The organism is Paenibacillus sp. FSL R5-0378 (genome assembly GCF_038009285.1).
Taxonomy (GTDB): domain Bacteria; phylum Bacillota; class Bacilli; order Paenibacillales; family Paenibacillaceae; genus Paenibacillus_AQ; species Paenibacillus_AQ favisporus.
On the sequence record NZ_JBBPAY010000001.1, the window covers coordinates 6331390 to 6350168 of the forward strand.

17 protein-coding genes are annotated in these 18779 nt (G+C 48.0%); 9 read left to right on the forward strand and 8 right to left on the reverse strand.

All coding sequences use genetic code 11. The features are described 5' to 3' along the window. The first annotated feature begins 90 nt into the window (after positions 1 to 90). From MKY74_RS29395 to MKY74_RS29435, 9 genes are all read left to right on the forward strand, one after another. A complete protein-coding gene (locus tag MKY74_RS29395) occupies positions 91 to 1011 on the forward strand; it encodes an NAD-dependent epimerase/dehydratase family protein (protein WP_076174169.1) in 921 nt (306 codons plus the stop codon). 556 nt (positions 1012 to 1567) lie between these two features. Further along, a complete protein-coding gene (locus MKY74_RS29400) occupies positions 1568 to 2845 on the forward strand; it encodes a nucleotide sugar dehydrogenase (protein WP_306433710.1) in 1278 nt (425 codons plus the stop codon). Between the two features lie 689 nt (positions 2846 to 3534). After that, positions 3535 to 4509, forward strand: a complete 975-nt coding sequence (locus MKY74_RS29405; protein ID WP_076174167.1) for an NAD-dependent epimerase/dehydratase family protein — start codon at positions 3535 to 3537, stop codon at positions 4507 to 4509. 14 nt (positions 4510 to 4523) lie between these two features. Further along, positions 4524 to 5525 carry a glycosyltransferase family 4 protein gene (locus MKY74_RS29410; protein WP_076174164.1) on the forward strand — a complete coding sequence of 334 codons (1002 nt, stop codon included), beginning with the start codon at positions 4524 to 4526 and terminating at the stop codon, positions 5523 to 5525. A gap of 3 nt (positions 5526 to 5528) precedes the next feature. Next, complete coding sequence (locus MKY74_RS29415; RefSeq protein WP_076174161.1) at positions 5529 to 6488, forward strand: Gfo/Idh/MocA family protein; 960 nt, start codon at positions 5529 to 5531, stop codon at positions 6486 to 6488. Next, positions 6485 to 7195 carry an N-acetyltransferase gene (locus tag MKY74_RS29420; RefSeq protein WP_244169398.1) on the forward strand — a complete coding sequence of 237 codons (711 nt, stop codon included), beginning with the start codon at positions 6485 to 6487 and terminating at the stop codon, positions 7193 to 7195. The genes MKY74_RS29415 and MKY74_RS29420 overlap by 4 nt, the downstream gene beginning before the upstream one ends. Before the next feature lie 21 nt (positions 7196 to 7216). Then, positions 7217 to 8335: a DegT/DnrJ/EryC1/StrS family aminotransferase gene (locus tag MKY74_RS29425; protein WP_076174158.1), complete on the forward strand. Its 1119-nt coding sequence runs from the start codon at positions 7217 to 7219 to the stop codon at positions 8333 to 8335. Between the two features lie 13 nt (positions 8336 to 8348). Continuing rightward, on the forward strand, positions 8349 to 9059 hold the full coding sequence (locus MKY74_RS29430) for a glycosyltransferase family 2 protein (protein ID WP_076174156.1): 711 nt from the start codon (positions 8349 to 8351) through the stop codon (positions 9057 to 9059). Between the two features lie 284 nt (positions 9060 to 9343). Continuing rightward, a complete protein-coding gene (locus MKY74_RS29435; RefSeq protein WP_076174154.1) occupies positions 9344 to 10735 on the forward strand; it encodes a glycosyltransferase family 4 protein in 1392 nt (463 codons plus the stop codon). Positions 10736 to 11141: 406 nt separating this feature from the next. Here the strand turns inward: MKY74_RS29435 and MKY74_RS29440 are convergent, their stop codons facing one another. The 8 genes from MKY74_RS29440 to wecB form a co-directional block, all read right to left on the reverse strand. Further along, positions 11142 to 12203 carry a glycosyltransferase family 4 protein gene (locus tag MKY74_RS29440; protein ID WP_076174461.1) on the reverse strand — a complete coding sequence of 354 codons (1062 nt, stop codon included), beginning with the start codon at positions 12201 to 12203 and terminating at the stop codon, positions 11142 to 11144. Between the two features lie 27 nt (positions 12204 to 12230). After that, entirely contained in the window at positions 12231 to 12566 is a 336-nt protein-coding gene (locus MKY74_RS29445; protein ID WP_076174152.1) for a hypothetical protein, read from the reverse strand. Positions 12567 to 12870: 304 nt separating this feature from the next. Further along, complete coding sequence (locus tag MKY74_RS29450) at positions 12871 to 14085, reverse strand: glycosyltransferase family 4 protein (protein WP_076174144.1); 1215 nt, start codon at positions 14083 to 14085, stop codon at positions 12871 to 12873. A 153-nt stretch (positions 14086 to 14238) separates the two neighbouring features. Next, positions 14239 to 14955, reverse strand: coding sequence for a glycosyltransferase (locus MKY74_RS29455; RefSeq protein ID WP_076174141.1), 717 nt, complete (start codon positions 14953 to 14955; stop codon positions 14239 to 14241). After that, entirely contained in the window at positions 14952 to 15884 is a 933-nt protein-coding gene (locus MKY74_RS29460; protein ID WP_076174139.1) for an NAD-dependent epimerase/dehydratase family protein, read from the reverse strand. The genes MKY74_RS29455 and MKY74_RS29460 overlap by 4 nt, the downstream gene beginning before the upstream one ends. Beyond that, complete coding sequence (locus MKY74_RS29465; RefSeq protein WP_076174138.1) at positions 15845 to 16696, reverse strand: dTDP-4-dehydrorhamnose reductase family protein; 852 nt, start codon at positions 16694 to 16696, stop codon at positions 15845 to 15847. Before MKY74_RS29465 ends, MKY74_RS29460 begins: the two co-directional genes overlap by 40 nt. Then, positions 16696 to 17679 (reverse strand): polysaccharide biosynthesis protein, encoded by a 984-nt coding sequence (locus tag MKY74_RS29470; RefSeq protein WP_076174136.1) that lies wholly within the window; start codon positions 17677 to 17679, stop codon positions 16696 to 16698. Before MKY74_RS29470 ends, MKY74_RS29465 begins: the two co-directional genes overlap by 1 nt. After that, the gene (gene wecB, locus MKY74_RS29475; RefSeq protein ID WP_076174134.1) at positions 17672 to 18763 is read right to left on the reverse strand and encodes a non-hydrolyzing UDP-N-acetylglucosamine 2-epimerase; all 1092 of its coding nucleotides are present in this window, start codon (positions 18761 to 18763) and stop codon (positions 17672 to 17674) included. Before wecB ends, MKY74_RS29470 begins: the two co-directional genes overlap by 8 nt. Positions 18764 to 18779: the final 16 nt, after the last annotated feature.

The following is an 18779-nucleotide window of genomic DNA, read 5'->3' on the forward strand; positions in this document are numbered from 1 at the left end:
ATCAGCCCCAGAAATGGTTGGATCGCCTAATACCGAACGTTTCTCCTCCACATACGATAGATCATGACCTAACACACAGGAGGTAGATGCATGAATACGGTTGTCGTGACAGGCGGCGCGGGATTTATCGGCTCGCATCTTGTCCGTCGTCTTGCGTCTCTTGGTTCGCAGGTGCATGTGATTGATAATCTGTCCACGGGCCGAGCCGAAAAAGTCCCCTCCGAGGCGGTTCTTCATACGCTTGATATTCGAAGCCCGGATGCCTATAAGATGATTGTTTCCATTCAGCCGGATGTCGTTGTCCATTTGGCTGCGCAGGCGGATGTGCAGCAATCGATACGGGATCCTTTTCTGGATATGGACATTAACATTGGGGGCACGCTTAACATACTGAACGCCTGCAGGGAAGCAAAGGTCCGCAAGGTCATCTTTGCATCCACATCAGGTGTATACGGTAACCTGCAGAAGGACATCATGACAGAAAACGACCCAACGCACCCGATCTCCTTCTATGGCCTTTCCAAGCTGGCCGGCGAGCAGTACATTCGTTTATACACGTCCTTATTCGGGTTGTCCCATGCCATTCTCCGCTTCGCCAACGTGTACGGACCGGGTCAGACCGCGAAGGGAGAAGGCGGCGTCGTGGCCATCTTTATGGACCGGATCCACCATGACCGGCAGCTGGTTGTCAACGGCGACGGAAATCAGACGCGGGACTTTATTTATGTCAAGGATGTCGTCGAAGCACTCATCGCGGCAAGCAGCCATCCGGAGGATTTGACGCTGCATGTCAGCACCGGAAAAGCGGCTACGGTTAACGATTTGGTGTCGTTCCTCCGTAAGTTTCATTCCCGTGAAATTCATGTGCAGCACGGCCCAGACAAGTCTGGAGATATCCGTCACAGCTGCTTATCGAATCAAGCGATTCAGCGAAAGCTGCTTTGGAAACCCGTCTATTCGCTGGAACAGGGGCTTCAAGAGACGTATCGAAGTTTCGCTGACCTCATGTAACATTTTCTATATCGTACATTACATCTTTCTACTCCATGAATAGGACAAACAAGCGAAGACCTTTCTCAAAAAGAACCGTCCAATTAGGGCGGATTTTTTGCTTATCTGATTATTTTTAACTACACCCGCTGTTTAAGCGACACATTAACGGGTTGGACAGCCACCTACGCAGCCATACCGGTCAAGCACTACATTCGTTTAAGTTTATAGTAATTCCAGGCTTCTTCCCACTCGCCGTCATACCTGTCAATGTTTATCATGATATGTCATAGCCTATGAATCTTCCTTAATCTTCTCAGTAGTAACGAAAGAAAAAATTCGTCTCAACCACAGCTATGGCTACGAAAAGACGACAAGGATCCATTCAACTTCCCCTTTCCTGGAAAATCCGGATCTGAACCGTTCACCTCCGATCCTCTAAACTGCAAATCATTTGTCACGGAATCTATGAAAATTCGTGATACTCCACTATTTTTGCTAATTTGGACAATCAACTAACGCAGTTTTAGTTATTCCGCGTACTATGCTACGAGATCGATCAAAGGGAGTTGGAAGAATGATGGTGGATATTCCGAAGTATAAAATCGGCGTAATCGGGCTGGGATATGTCGGATTACCATTGGCCCGGTTATTTCTCGAGAAAGGGCACATTGTATACGGCATTGATGTAGATGAACAAAAGATTAATATGTTACACAAGCGTCAACCCTATCTTTCGGATTATGAGAAAGGCGACATCCGGGAACTGTTCAGTAAAAATAGATTCTATGTCGGCAGTTCGTTTGATGTGATCGAAAAAGTTGATGTTATCATTATTTGCGTTCCAACACCGCTTGGAGATGACGATCAGCCTGATTTGAAGTATGTCATCGGGGCATTGCAAAGCACGCTTCCGTATCTCCGGCGGGGCCAGCTCGTCGTGCTCGAAAGCTCCACTTTTCCAGGAACAAGCGAGGAGCGAATTCAACCTATTCTGGAGTCAACCGGATTCCTGGTCGGAAGAGATATTTCACTCGCTTATTCGCCAGAGCGAATCGACCCCGGATCAAAATGGGAGTTGGAGAAAATCCCTAAGGTTGTAGGGGGAGTCACCCCATCATGTACAACTTTTGCCAAACAAGTGTATGGAGCCGTATTTGATCAAATCGTTGTGGTATCCTCACCAAGGGTTGCTGAAATGACAAAAATTTTGGAGAACTCTCAGCGTTACGTAAACATCTCGTTTATGAACAGCTTACTGAGATTGTGCGAGAAACTGGATATTAGCCTTTGGGAGGCCATTGAAGCTGCCGGAACTAAACCATATGGTTTTACGAAGTATTACCCGGGTCCAGGGGTAGGTGGACACTGCATCCCCGTCGATCCCCTGTATTTATTATGGAAGGCAAGAGAACACGACAACGATTTGCCTTTCATTGAGCTTAGCCATCAGGTAAACAAGGATATGCCTGGATATATTGTAGAACGGGTAACAAAGGCTCTGCTTCCAAAAGAGCTTCTTGGGAGTCATATCCTTGTTATCGGCGTAACGTATAAGAAAGATGTGAATGATATTCGAGAATCTGTTGCCATTCATATCATAGAGCAGCTATTAATGTCTGGAGCCCAAGTAGAATATTTTGATCCTTATGTAGATGAACTAAAAGTTGGCGAAACCAAACTTCATTCGATTGAGCTCACAGCCCGAAACATGAAACACTTCGATTGCACCTTAATATTAACGGATCATTCCAATATCCCTTATGAGACCCTAGTAGCGCATACCCCTATCGTAGTTGATACACGTAACGCCACAAAAAATATAACAGATCGCAAAAATATCATTTTACTCTAAGAAAGGGAGTTTCCTCAGCCTACAGACGGCCTTATCGGGTCCAGCGCCCCCTAAATCCCACGTTCTAAGTTAAGAAAGATAATTATAGAAAAAGACCCACTCCCTTCCTCTTCAGATTACCTATCTCACAGTTGTACATTGTAAATTCCGAACCCGTCAATGTTCTGCCATAGACTTGAGTGCATCCTCGCTGTCAACGAATGTACTGCAATAGCCTATTTTGGAAGAGAGTCTAACCCCCTATCCATTCTTCTGAGATCTAGAAGATAACCCAGTCTCGGTTCATATCGCAGCTTTTCTTCTCTCGCTTTTCTAGACATCAAGATACTCTACCATTTCTCGGAAATTTAGATTATAGACCAGTACTTTCTTACACGGGTGACCGTAAGATATGTCAAAGTTTAACGCAAAAGGAGATGACGACGTGAAGAAGGATCGCCATCATCGGCGTTGGATATCCCGGTATCCTGGACCTGTTGTTTCTTGACACTAGCGGAGTTTGTCAGCTGTGACAAACCACAAAATGATATCAACCTTCCGTTCATTCAACAAAGCAATAACAAATTATGCCAAACGTACCATAGGCCTCGATAATCTAGCATTCACCTTGTTATGAGGCGGCCTGTCCAGACCTTCGCAATTCATTCTGCTCTACAAGGAAGGGATCTTGATTACAAGGAGTGTACCTTATGGATATTTTAGTTACAGGCGGCGCAGGATTCATTGGATCCAACCTGGTGAAGAAATTGCTGTCCATGAATCACAGGGTGTGGTCACTTGATAATCTGTCTACCGGCTCTCTTACATTCCTTAACGAGGTTTTGCATCACCCGAATCATCGCTTTATTGAGGGTACCGTCTTGAACCGTGATCTCATGAAAACACTGATCCAACAAACAGATGTTGTTTTTCACTTATCCGCAGTACTTGGCGTTAAGAACACGGTGGAAAATCCGCTGAAAGTTATAGAAGGCAACATAGACGGTACAAGAAACGTACTGGAGCTCGCTTATGAAATGGGGAGAAAGGTTATCTTTGCCTCAACCTCTGAAGTATACGGCAAGAATCGTGATCTGCCGTTTCGTGAAGATTCGGACCGTGTTTATGGAACAACGTCCATTCATCGATGGTGTTATGCGACTGCTAAATCGTTAGATGAGCATATGTGCTTAGGCTATTCTCAGAAAGGCCTTCCGGTTACGATTCTGCGTTATTTTAATGCCTATGGCCCCGGTCAAACGAATTCCCAATATGGCATGGTCGTACCACGTTTTATTATGGCTGCCTTGGAAGGCCGGCCGCTGGAGGTTTATGGGGATGGGTCACAATCCCGATGCTTTACGTTTATTGACGATACAGTACAGGGGACAGTGCAGGCATTAAGCTCTAAGGCCGATGGCCTCATTTTCAATATTGGTTCTGAACAATCGATTACGATCAAGCAGTTAGCCGAGCTCGTGATTCGGATGACCGGGTCCCCGTCGGAGATTTTGATTAAGCCTTATGATGAGGCATATGGACCCGGGTATGAGGATATGCCAGCGCGCAAACCGGATTTAACTCGATCCAAAGGGATACTGGGATATGATCCGCAAGTCGGTATTGATCTCGGGTTAGAACGCACGATCGAATGGTACCGGCAGGAGCTTGGGATACACCGATGAAGGAGGGACGCATCATGTTTCATTTCAAGTTTGTTATGGATAATTTCCACGCCTCAGCCATGTCGGGGCCATTCACGGAAGCCAATATGAGGGCCAAATGGCTTCCTTATTATTGTCCGCCTGATATACAGATCGGATTTGCCCCAAATCCGGGACAATTTCCGATCTACCCGAGTAACGCCCTGATTGTCGGTAAAGAGGATATTGGCTGGTGGAACCATTATGTACAAAACTATACCGAGGATTTTCAGGTTTATAAGGGAAGATATTGGAGCACGGGTCCTAATTTCGACCAATACCGGCCAGTCGAACGCTATGTTCCGCTAGTCGTGTATTCGGAATTTCAGAAGCAGTATATGAAGGATTTAAATTACCCTGAGCATCTCATTCATATCATTCCAAACATGGTTGACAGTGAGATTTTTTACCCCAGGCCAAAAGGTAATGAGATTATAGTTGGCTGGATCGGTCACGATTTAAATGGTTTGCTGAAAGGACCGGAAGTTATGCCATTCCTTGCACGCCGGTTCCCGCATATCCGGTTCGAGATGATTATGGCCCCCCCACCAACGAATCAGGAAGGCTGGTTAAATGATCACCCTCCAAACCTATTAATTCGAACGAATGTGCCTCATAACCAAATGGCTGACATCATTAGCCGCTGGCACGTTCTCGTATGCGGAAGTAAAAGCGAAACCTTCTCCAATCAGATTGCGGAGGCTATGTCTTGTGGTGTACCGGTTATTGCAGCCGCAATGGGCGCCATCTATCATACCGCACCTAGTCAGCGCTTGATTTTCGACGTCAATTGGGGTTCGCCTCCATATTGGTGGCTGCCTGAGGCGCTGGAGAAATACGCCACCGCTCTTCACGAAGTTATTTCTAGCGCGGCCTACCGTGATAGCCTCTCGATAAAGGCTATAAATGATAGTAAACGATTTTCACCCCAAGAAGTATGCAAGAAGTGGTATGACTTTATGTATTTATGCCGTGAAATCGTAGAAAGAGGAGAATAAACCATGAGGGTAGGTGTCATTGGTGCAGGAGTCATGGGTGAAAATCACGTTCGGGTATATACTGCGTTGCCAAATGACTGCGAACTGATAGGGATATATGACGCTGATCAAGAGCGGGCACAGCACATCTCCGCTAAGTACCAGACAATGGCCTTCAAAAGTTTAGATGAGCTTCTTGGGCAGGTTGACGCGGTGTCGATTGCAGTTCCCACTTTTCATCATTACCAAGTCGGCCTGGCATGTATAGCCAAAGGTGTTCACATGCTGATGGAAAAACCGCTCGCTCAAAATATGAAGGAAGGTACGGATTTAATTAAGCGAGCTGCTGAGGCCGGCGTGAAGCTGCAAGTCGGGCATATCGAACTGTATAATCCCGTCATTCGGGTATTGCGTCAAATCATTGAGCAGGAAGAGGTCGTTGCGGTAGACGTTCACCGTATGAGTCCATTCGAAGCCAGATGGCAAAACGTCAATGTTGTCGATGATCTGATGATTCACGATATTTACATTATGAACCATCTGTTTAAGACAAGAACCGAGGCAACCCAGGCTGTCGGATATGTCGATCATGGCATCATTCGCCATGCGGCGGCGCTCCTTCGAATGGACAATGGGATCATCGCACAGGTAACGGCGAGTTATATTACAGAGGAAAAGATTCGAACCATTCGAATTGTGACCAAGACCGCTTTCATTCAAGCCGACTTATTGGATAAACAGGTGCTTATCACCCGTTCGACTCGCTTTTATCAAACCTCGTTAAACATGAATTACGCCCAACAAAATATCGTTGAGAAAATTGCCGTTCCCATACAGGAGCCCTTGTGGCTGCAGCTGCTTGACTTTATTACATGCATCAAAAAAGGAACGCAGCCCAATGTACCCGGTGAAGGTGGACTTCTGGTCATGGAAATCACCGGAGAAATCACGAAGAAGATTTTACAAGCGGAGGAATCCAGATGAGTGAGCGAAACGATGATTCGACGAACGTGATCTCGACGAAAGCGATGATCGGCAAAGATGTCGTGCTCGGCCATCATATCGTAATTGAATCGGGAGTCACGATTGGAGACCGGGTCCGGATTGGCCATCACTCTGTCATCCTTCAAAACACAGTCATTGGAGATGACGTATCTATTGGAAACGGCAGCTTCCTCGGCTGTCAACCCTTTAAAAATTCCAAAGTCATTCATCATATCACAGATCAAAAAGGACTGGTCATCGGCAAAGGATCAAGCATTGGCAACGGAACCGTTATTTATGCAGGCAGCCAACTGGGGGAAGACGTCATGGTCGGCGATTTGGCCAGCATCAGGGAACAAACAAACATTGGCCATTCGACGGTAGTAGGGCGCAATGCGAAGGTGGAGTGCCGGACAGAAATCGGAAATCAATGCGTCATCCAGACCGGGGCGTATATTACCGCGGACATGATCATCGAAGACAACGTATTTATTGGTCCGGAAGCTTCTACTTCGAATGACAAATACATGGAGCCTACAAAGGTCCCTCTGAAAGGGCCACATATTAAGAAAGGAGCCAGAATCGGCAATAACGCGACGCTGCTGCCAGGTATCGTTATCGGAGAAAATGCGATAATCGGTGCAGGGGCCATCGTTACGAAGGACGTCGCGGACGGAATGACTGTCAAAGGCGTCGCGGCTAAGTGACTTGGAAGGAGGGTCTCACCCATGCAACCCATTCCTTTATTTGATCCACAATCAGAATATCGGGTCTTACGAAATGAGCATATTCTGGATGCATTGTCCGAGGTTCTGGATAAAGGTATTTTTGTCGCAGGACCTGAGGTGAAGCGGTTTGAAGCGGAGATAGCGCTGCTTACTCGAACGAAACATGCCGTATCGACGGCCAATGGAACGGACTCTCTCATCCTCACCTTATTGGCAAACGGGATCGGACCTGGAGACGAAGTGATTACTTCCCCCTTTACATTCTTTGCGACAGCCGAAGCTATTGTACGCGTAGGAGCAACGCCTGTTTTTGCCGACATCGATGAGCGAACGTATAACCTTTCTCCAGCACACGCGGAAGCAAAGATAACGGCGCGTACCAAAGCGATCATCCCCGTCCATCTATTCGGGCAGCCAGCAGATATGGACGCATTTGCCGAACTGGCACATCGGTATTCTCTGATCATTATTGAAGATGCATGTCAGGCCATAGGTGCAGAATATAAAGGCAAACAGGTAGGCAGCTTAGGCCATGCGGCTTGCCTCTCCTTTTATCCCACTAAAAATCTAGGCGGCTTCGGCGACGGAGGCATGGTTACGAGTAATGATGACGAAATGGCTGATCGTATCCGGGTACTCGCTTTCCACGGGATGGGAAAGCTTAAATATTATCACGAGGCCGTGGGACTTAACAGCCGGCTGGACGAGATTCAGGCCTTGATGCTGAGAATCAAAATGCAAAAATTAAGCGCATGGACGAAACGCCGCCAGGAACTGGCACAGCGCTACACGAATCAACTCGTGCAGCTGAACGACGTGATTCTACCATACTGCGATTCAGCTTGCAGCCATGTCTATCATTTATACGTCATACAGGTTCCGGATCCAGACAAATTATTACTCCACATGGATCAGTATGGAATTACTACTGCCCGCTATTATCCATGTCCGCTTCATTTACAGCAAGCATTCTCCTCTTTAGGGTATAAAGTCGGAGACTTCCCTGTTTCTGAAAAGGCAGCCGAGCATGCGCTCGCACTTCCCGTGCATCCCTTTCTTACCGATGATCAGCAGCAGTATATCATTGATACGCTTGTGGCTTTCAGCCACGTTAAATAAAGGAGGTCAATACGTGAAATTCCAAAGAATTCCTAACCTGGCCAGTATTGTAGTAGGTGCGTATAATGCTTCTCGACATATCGAGGAAACACTGGATAGCCTGATTCATCAAACCTACCCTTTTATTGAAATTGTTGTTGTCAATGACGGTTCTACAGATAATACAGACCTAATCATTCAACAATGGGTGCAGAAGCATAGAGATCATCCCGTAATAAGAGAAAACAGATTTGTCTACCATCCGCTGCCTTATAATATCGGATTTTCCGGTGCGTTTACCACAGGCTATTTTTTAGCAAGAGGTGAGTTTATTGCCACAATGGCGGCAGATGACCTCTCGCACCCGGAGCGGATCGCAAAACAGGTCGCATTTTTACAGGCAAATACAAACTTCTGTCTTTGTGGATCAGGAATAGCTTGCTTCGTAGATGGAAACTTTGAGCAGCAGTTTGTCACCGACTTCGTAAAGTATGGTTATGAGAATATTGCCGGCATTTATTTGTCAGGCGGTCATTGTGTATGCCATGGCGCGCTAATGATGCGCGGTTCTTTGTTCGATCTGCTTGGCGGGTTGGAGCGTTATCCGGCAGGAACGGAGACAACGACCGAAGACGTGTATTTTATTACAAGATATGTGCTTAGGGGCTATTCGGTTGAGAACCTGCCTGAAATATTGTACTACTATCGGATTTATCCGGAGCAGCGGTCGCAGCAAGGATTTTGATCGTATTTGCAATGGGGAGGACTTCCTCAAACAGACCATTATAGAAATAGGATCCGGTCGTCTTGAAAAACAGGCGGCCGGATCATTTTATTTTTACATAATTATTATCTCCGTGTCTGTCATGGGTGCTGTAGATTGGTGGCCGCTTTTTTAAATGATGCAGGCGTACCTCCCGATAAAAACGTAAATTTGCTGCGGGGCAAATGGGTATATGTACGTGAGCAATGGTATGAACAGCTCATATGATATGGGGACGACAGATTAGTCAATCGGGAGATGAACAGATGAGAATATTAATCGCCTGCAGTTGGGCGCTGCCTAATGCTGGTGGCGTGAACACTTATGTCAATCAACTGACCAAAGCATTACAACGCGCGGGGCATACCACTGATATCTTCTCCCCGACGCCGGACGGCCAGGGATTTCGGATCTCCAATAAAGACTTGTATATAGAAAGAGGAAGGCTGCAATCCTTGATCGCCGACCAGACACACCAGTATATGGATCAACATCTACCAGGAATTCATCCATGGATTAAGCAATCCGAGATCGATCGATACTGCTTGGAAGCCGCTATCATGTATTTCGGTTTGGCAGAATACGATCTGATCCATGCGCAGGACATCGTGAGCGCCCATGCCATGTCACGTGTTAAACCGCCACATACCCCCTTAGTAACGACAATTCACGGATGTCTCGCCAAGGAAGTGTTTGTTGAATGGACGGAAATGGGATTGCCCGAGCAAGATCAAAGCTCTCCCCTATGGCGCTATTGCTCCTTGCGCGAATATCTGGGTGCAACCGTTAGCGATGTGACCATTACTCCATCACAATGGCTCAAAGATATATTGGTTCAAGAATTTTCTGTTCCCGAACACCATGTTGTGGTTAGCCCTTACGGTATAGATGTGGATGAATTTCAACAAAACATGATGCGTGTAGCCACCATACCGAAACCTACCGCAAAAAAAGTGTTTATGTGTCCTGCACGCTTCGATGCTGTAAAAGGGCACATCTATCTGCTTCATGCTCTATCTAAGCTGAAAGAAGAACGCACAGATTGGGTTTGCTGGCTTGTTGGTGACGGATCACTCCGAGATAAATTAAAGCGAGCCGTGCAGGAACTTGGTCTCACGGACCACGTTACCTTTTTGGGAAATCGTGATGATATCCCGGAATTGTTACACCAAGCAGACCTCATTGTCCTCCCGAGCATCCAAGACAACCAGCCTTTCGCCATTATTGAAGCCCAAGTTGCTGGTAAACCGATTATCACTTCTAATGCCGGTGGCATTCCTGAAATGATAAAAAGTGCATCAAATGGATTTGTATTTCGCAGCGGAGATAGTGATCAGTTATATATTTTACTGCGATCTGCTTTAGAGAACCCCGCAATGTTCCTTTCCGTCGCAAATCAAGCCAGAGAACAAGGAGAAATATACTGGTCTTTACCTGCATTAACCTCCCGCCTACATGAGTTGTATGAGCTCGCACGCAGCAAGCATCTCGATCAAGGTAACGAAATTGCTCCAGATCATGATCTGCAAAATCAAAACACTTCAGAAGGAGGAGATGGAAAATGGAGCAGTCAAAGAAGAAGGCGCCTATTACTCAGAAGAAAAAGAAAAGTACGCTTCCTGAAAAGAAGAAGACTGCTAAGAAAAAAACAGCCATAAAGCGAATCCGCCAAAAAAAACTTTATCAAAGACGGAAGCGCAAAAAATGGAGGTACATGCTAAGGAGCTTATCTATTAGAAACAAGAAAAAAAACAAGACTAAAGATGATCCACCGCTCACACTCGCTTCCATATTTTCATTACCGGGACTCCCTCCTTATGAAGAAGAAATTTGGAATCCAATTCTTAGATCACTTCAAGCTAATTCTATAGATTATAAAATTCCTGATATGAGCATCATCCAGCCGCTTAGCGGGGTGAGTTAGCAGCGATGCCAGGGAATCACCCTTGTCGAAACCGGCGCAGTCTTAACAAATAAGGGCTTACCGTTACCCAACGGCAGGCCCTTATTTGTTTGTGGTTATACATTTTGTTTAAAACATCAAGTCACTGTCCGTTTTAAAATTTAGATGTTGTTCAACATATCAATGAAATTTACGCTATACCTATACGGAGTAAATTCTGTCTTAACTAAGTGCTGAGCAGCATCCCTAATGCTTTCCCTCAGTCCAACATCTTGCATGAGGTTCAATCCCTCAATGACAGCCTGGTGAACATTTCCCAGATTATAGTTCTTTCCTGTAACATTATGCTTGATGGTGATCGTTACTCCATCGGAATTGGTTGCTAAAATAGGGCATCTGCAGCTCATCGCTTCCAATACCGATAGTGGCCCTCCCTCCACTTTCGAAGTGGAGCACATAAATCCGCCCGAATCTCCAATCGAAGAATAATAGTACTGCATTTCTTGATTCGGGATATTAGCATGCATGGTTAGCCGGGGGCCCAGCTGCAAGTCGTCCACAACTTTTAAAAACTGCTGGCGTTGATCGGGGTCACCAAGATTGGGATCCTCAAACATCCACAGCTGCAAATCGGGCACAAAATGCGTTAGTTGATGGCCGATATACAAAAATTCCCGCCAGTTTTTATTATCGTCTATCCTTCCCAGCCAGGCGATGACCGGGTAGGAAAGCTTGGTCGTTTGGCGATAGGTAAACGTCTCCGAATTAATACTGTTAGGAATGATATAACAGGGGATGTACGGAAACAGTTCCTGGAATAAAGCAGTGATATGCGGTGTGCTGGGGTTCATTAAGGCGGATGCGTAAGCATTCACATAGGGAACGGCCTCGGTCAGCTTGCTTCGGGCTACCTCTTGTGGCCCGTAACCCTGAATTTCAAGCACCAGCTTGCCGGTATATCCAAGTTGGCGGAACCGGGGGAAGCTCTCATGATCTGTCGTAACTACGATCACGTCATAACCGCCCGCATCCAGTATTTGTTTGATTTCCGCGTCATCATTGGTAATATAGATCGGAAAATCCGCCCTGTTCTGCATGCCCGCCCCCCAGAAATAATACAAACAGGAAGCCTCGATTCCATGATTCCTCAGTTCATGGCAGCGCAAACGATTGATCGTATCCATCCCGCCGCTCGGCACGTAAAATACAAATAAGACCTTCATTGACTCCTCCTCCCGTCCTGCAGCCATTTAGTTTTCTCTCATCGTGTCCTCCTGTGTGTACTCAGCAATCAACATGCCCTGATTCTTTATCTTGAAAACGACACCCGTATGCGCCAGGTTATTGATGTTGGTAACAAGTACTAGCTCAAACGGTGAATAGTTAGTCATAATATCGTGAACACCAACCCACTCATCCGCCCCCGCATGGATCAGGCCGATATAAAATAGTCCCTCAATGCCATACCCGTGGATCAGCATTTCAAAGGGAACTTCCCCGGAATTGTTTATCTCCAAATCAACAGATTGAATACAGCGGCTGTTTATGGGCCCGTCGGCATTCGACACCAGTCGCAATATGGACATATTTATTCCCCCTGTGATTTATTTGGACGTTTTTGCCATATGAGGTACCGCCCTGGGGACGGTACGTGGGATAGATTATCGCTCTCCTATATCAAAGGGGCGGTCTAATTGCAGAACAGGGATATCCGGCAGCTTGTAATCCTTCGGGAGATTCGCAAAAATCTGATTCCAGACCAAATAATCTACCTTTATTTCCAAATGGGAAGACTGGACCGTGAAAATACGGTTATATAAATCACCTATGACCTTAAAAGGTTCTTCAGACATAAGCCTCTCAATCCTTTCCTGGGCTCTTGATTCAAGCCTAGCCAATAACCTGACGATACAGTTCCAACAGCCGCCCAACCATCCGATCCAAGGACCAGTGCTCCTCTCCCCAGGCGGAAGCATTGCGGCCGAGTTGTTTGCGTAACCTCTCATCCTCCAGAAGCTGATGCAAATGCTGCGTCAAGGATACCGGATCTTTTATCGGCGAAATAAGACCCGTCCGGCCATGTTCAACCATCTCCGGCAGGCCGCCGGCATTCGATACGCACGCAGGGAGCCCGGCAATCTGTGCTTCCATGACCGAGAACGGCTGATTGTCCTGGATGCAGGAGTGCACGAATATATCCGACTGCATGAGAAGAGCTGGGATGTCATGGCGTTCGCCTAGGAACAAAACGTCATTGCTCAAGGCCAACCCGTCAACCTGCCGCTGCAGTTCTTCCATCTTCTCCCCGTTCCCGACGATCCAGCATACCCAATCCTGCCGAATATATTTCAGCATGCCAAGCGCCGATATAAGCACATCGATTCCTTTGACAAAAGACAATCGGGCCGGGAAGATGATCACCTTTTTATCCACAGGGCGCTGCATGTTGGTTCCAGCCTGGGCCTTCCTCCAAAAATCGAGGGTATCCAAACCGTACTGGAATACGCAAACTCTGTTCTCAGGGACCCCGAAATCACGTATCAGTTCGTTTTTCTGCCAATGGGTTGACGTAATCGTAACGGCACCGGAGGTAGCCCCATAGTACTCGATAGACTTCAGATACTTCCATGCAGGCGATCCCTCTGTGATGCCAAGGTGAGGATTCAATCGAAAATGATTGTGGAGCTCCCCGGAAACCGAGCCGTGTACCTGCGCTACCAGGGGCACGTGAGCCGGCTTCACGCGGCTGATCGCTCTAGCCGCAAAAATATCTTGGGTGTGTATAATATCATATTGATCAAGACCGAAGTATGCGGCGGAAAGTTCCAAATGATATCGGTCCTCTTCGTAGAAATAAATGATCCGATCAGCATGCAGCTGAGGTGCATATTCCTGTGCCAGCTTGGCGGACAGAAACGGGCGAATTCGGTCCTTGGGGAGCTCCCGGCCGCGGTTTACGATGTGGAATTTAGAATAATCCGGGCTGTTTCCAAAAAGATCCACCTGATGTCCCATCGCTTCTAGCCTCTGTTGGAGTTGTGTCATATACTTCCATACTCCGCCAACATGGGGAATCAGCCAGTAGGTTGCCAGTAAAATCTTCATCTCTTCTCCTTCCTATGAGTCCGGTGGGATACTGGATTCACCGATCTCACTTCTGTGCCGTCAGCTTATATCAAATTGATGAAAGAAAGCACCAAAACCAAGGGTTCCGGTGCTTTCAGTGAATCTGGCGAAGATCACCGGGCAGACTGCCTATTATTCCATCATGGCTGAGATTCGGCCAATCGCGTAACTGACCTTCTGCCAAGTGACCGCACTCTCCCGTTTAATGACTTCCTGATGCCGCAGGGTTCCCATCGCCTCATGCCAGCGGTAGCCGACCAGCGCTTCGTTTAAGTAATGAAACGAAAAGCCGGCTTGAATCGCCCTGCCCCACATCTCCAGGTCATGCGTGTATGGAAGGGACTCATCGAACAGCCCGATGTAACAAAATAATTCTTTTCTCATCATGACCGTGCACCCGTTAACTGGGTTGGCATGGCTCAGAAAGTACCGGTAGAAATCAATCATCCGTTCATATGATACGCCCGCATGGTACTTCACAACTTGACTGTTCTTGTCGATATTATTGAAATTGGTATGGGAAATCCACGCATTCCTCTCCAGCATGAATAACACCTGGTTATTGATTTTGTCCCTGTAAAACAAATCGTCTGAGCTCAGCCACGCGATATATTCTCCCGACGCATGGCGGATTCCGTGGTTGAGTGCACTGGCAGTGCCTCCGTTAGCTTTTCCCAGATAATGAATGTAGGGCCTGTAAGGTGCCAATCGTTCGGCATGCTGTGTCGATCCGTCATCGACCACAATGATCTCTATGGGGCTGTAGGACTGCGACAGGGCGCTTTCAACCGCCTGCCCTACATATGGATCGTTGTAAAAAGGAATGACGATCGTGACTAAAGGTCTCATTTGGAATCACCTCCACAGGTACGAAAGTATTCGAGAACATCGGTAAGGGATGTGCGGAGAGGAATGGAAGGTTCCCAGTCCAGTCCCTTCATCCTGGGGGCCGTATTCTTTGGATTCCCCTGGCTGGAATTCTCTCCTTCGCCCCACTCGATAGGGAATGGCTTCTCAAAAATGTCCATATAAAGATCTGTAATTTCGCCGAGTGTATATTCTTTTCCTGACCGGACGGAGTAGATCTCTCCGGGGAGTCCTTGCTCCAGCAAAATCTTATAAGCTATAACCGCATCACGGACGTCTAAAAAGTCTCTGCGTATGATGCGTGAGGGAATGTGGAAAGCTTCATCCGTTTCCCCCCGTTCCCAGGCTGAGATATGCTGCCCCAGCAAACTGCAGAAGCCTCTCGACGGACCCGGGCCTATAAGATTAGACGGCTCTGCCAGAATGATAGCCTGGCCGAACAGCTCTTTCCATGATAGGGCCGCTGCCTTCTGCAAACTTTTGCTCAGGCCGTAGGGGTGAGGCGGCCTAAACGGCGGATACAGAGGAAAAACCAGCATTGAACCGGTGATCAATATCCGACAGAAAGGATAAGGACGGAGGGCATTCAGGAGATAGAGCGTTGGGAGCACGTTGGTTTCCATATAGAGCACCGGTTCCGTCCAAGACTCGGGCACCGAGTTCTTGCCGGCCAGATGCAGGACATAATCCGGAGCAATGGTCCCGACAAGCTCTTCAATGCCCTTCTTGTCAAGGAGATCGCATGTATAGTATTGGACGCCCTCAACCTTATCGTCTTCGCTGATATGACGAACCATAGCGGCAACCTGCATACCCTCCCCGGCAAAATACCGGCAGGCATGGCTGCCGGTAAACCCCGAAGCACCGGTGATTAGAATGATGCGCTGTAGGGAGTCGTTTCTCGCATCCATTGTTTCAGCTCCTTCAGCATGTCTCGATAAGGCGGAACCTTGTAAGTCCAGTCGCCTCGAGTCGAAACCAGCGTCCGGTCCTGAACGGGGGTATGACCCGCAACCACGGTCACATCCTCCAGGTTCCAAATCTCTTGGAACAAGAGAAGAAGATCGTGCTTGCTGATCGGTTCCGGATGAGCCAGATGAATCAGCCCAGATAATGATGGCGTAAATAATGCAGTATCGATCGCTTTTGCCAGTTCCAGCGTGGTTACCCCGTTCCAGAACACGTTGCAGTACCCTGTCACGGTTCCCCGCTGGTGCATGAACCAGTGCATCAGCCCGATTCCGTGCGAGCGGATCTCCGGGCCGATGATGGAGGTACGGATCGTCAAATGTCCCGGGGCTTGGACTTCCCCCAGCGCTTTGGTCATTGCGTAGACGCTCGTTCCATCGGGTACGTCGCTCTCCCGGTAACCTCCGCGCGTTCCTTCGAACACGCAGTCGGTGCTGATATGAATCAATCTGGCCCCGACCGAATCCGCCGCCCGGCGGAGACGATGCGGCAGAAAGCCGTTGATATGGTAGGCATTGATTTTGTCCTCTTCCGCAAAATGGTTGAGTACGCCGATGGCATTGATGATGCAATCGGGTCTCACGATCTCGACCAATTTATCCACTGTCCCGATATCGGAAGCATCCATGATTAGTCCACCGCTGTTGCGGGGATCCCGGGTCGTGTAGAAGACCTGGTGCTTGCTTTGCAGCTTGAAATAATCGACCAGCATATGGCCTGCCATCCCGCTTGCTCCCAGGATCAACAGCTTCATTATAAGAACCCCCCGCGCTCCAAAATATTGCGGATTTCCTCTTTGCTCATCAGGTGGGTGTTTGAAGAGAAGCTGCTGAACGAGACCGGCTGGCAGTGACTGTACCGATATTTCAGGCCAGGTATGTTGAGTGTCGGCAAAATGACCAGATATTCTTCGTCAAACACGACGGTCGAAAGACTCTCATAGTCGCTCATCAAAATTTCATGAATTTTTTCACCCGGACGAACGCCGGATTCAACAATTTGAACATCCTCCCGTCCGGAAGCCTCGATCAACACCTCCGCCAAATCTACGATCCGGCAGGCCGGCATCATCATGACGAAAATTTCGCCGCCGACGCTTTCTTCCGCCGCTTTGAACAGCACGGCGATCGCATCGCGAAGCGTTAAGAAGAAACGTGTCATTTTCATGTCGGTGATAGACACATAGCCCTTATTACGTATCTGTTCTTTGAACACATGCACGACGCTGCCGTTGGTTCCAAGCACATTGCCCCCACGCACGGTGACGAATCGGGTATCGGTGTGAAGCAGATTCGCGTATACGATCAATTTCTCCCCGATGGCCTTCGTCATCCCATAAAAGTTGGAGGGATTTGCAGCCTTGTCAGTCGAAATATAGAACACTTTCTTAACTTTATTTTCAATTGCGGCCTCGATGACGTTCTGTGTGCCGATCACGTTCGTTTTCAGTGCTTCATAAGGCTGATCCTCGCATACCGGAACATGCTTAAGGGCCGCCAGATGAAACACGTAGTCGATATTTTGGCATGCCGCCATCAAAGCTTCTTTGTCACGAATGTCTCCGATCCGGAAATGCAGCCGGTCATTTTCGAATTCCCGGCTCATGGCGACTTGAGAGGATTCATTCCGCGAGAAAACCACCACTTCCTTTGGAATGAGCGGCAGCAATTGGGCAATTAACTCATAGCCCCATGATCCGGTGCCACCGGTCACCAATATACGCTGATTTTCAAACATGCACATTCCCTCCAAGCAGAAATTTGACAACCTTATCCGATACATCTTCGGCCAGGTATCCCTGGGGACACTGCCACATCGTGTTCAACTCAAGCATCAGGGCAGCTGAATCGGCAATCCGCTTCGCATCGACGCCTGATACGATGTTGCTCCCGCAATCCACCGTTTCCGGCCGCTCCGTCGTTCGCCTCATCGTGACAGTCGGTACCTGCATAATGCAGCACTCTTCCTGCACGGTTCCGCTGTCCGTTAGTGCACAGCAGGCAGATCGCTCCAATTGGACAAAGTCGAAAAATCCAAAGGGTTCATGAAATTCCACCAGAGGGTTCATGGAAAATCCGGAGTGCTCGGCAATCCGTGAAGCGGTCCGGGGATGAATGCTGCAGATGATACGACGGCCGTGATTTTCAGCGATCAGGTTGAGCCCCTGCATAATCTGCTCCAGATGCTCTGGCCGGTCCACATTCTCCGCACGGTGCGCGGTGACAAGAAAATACTCCTTCGGCTTAAGACCCAGGGTTTTCAGAATATTGCTGCTCCGGGTCTGGGAATCGTAATACTTCATTACTTCATAAATGGGGTTTCCTGTAAGAACGATCCGATTGCTCGGAAAACCCTCGGCAATCAAATGCTTCTTGCTCTGTTCTGTATACGGCATATTAATAGAAGAAATCGTATCGATGATACGCCGGTTCTTCTCCTCCGGAACGTTCAGGTCGAAGCAGCGGTTTCCGGCCTCCATGTGCACCACGGGATATCCGAGCCTTTCGGCCAAAATCGCGCAAAGAGCGCTGTTGGTGTCCCCAAGAAGCAAAATTTTGTCGGGCTGCTCCCGCTTCAGGATTTCTTCCATTTGGGAGAACATCGCCGACAGCTGCATTCCCAGGGAAGCTGCCGAGTCCTGCAGCACGTAATCGGGCTTTCGCAATCCCAGTTGGCTAAAAAAGATCCCGCTCAGCCTTTCTGCAAAATTCTGTCCGGTATGCACCAGCACGTGGCGCTCCGCATACCGGTCCAGCTTCGGAAGAACGAGACTGAGGCGGATGATTTCTGGCCTTGTACCCAAAATGGTCATAATTCTCATATCTTCCGTCTCCTAA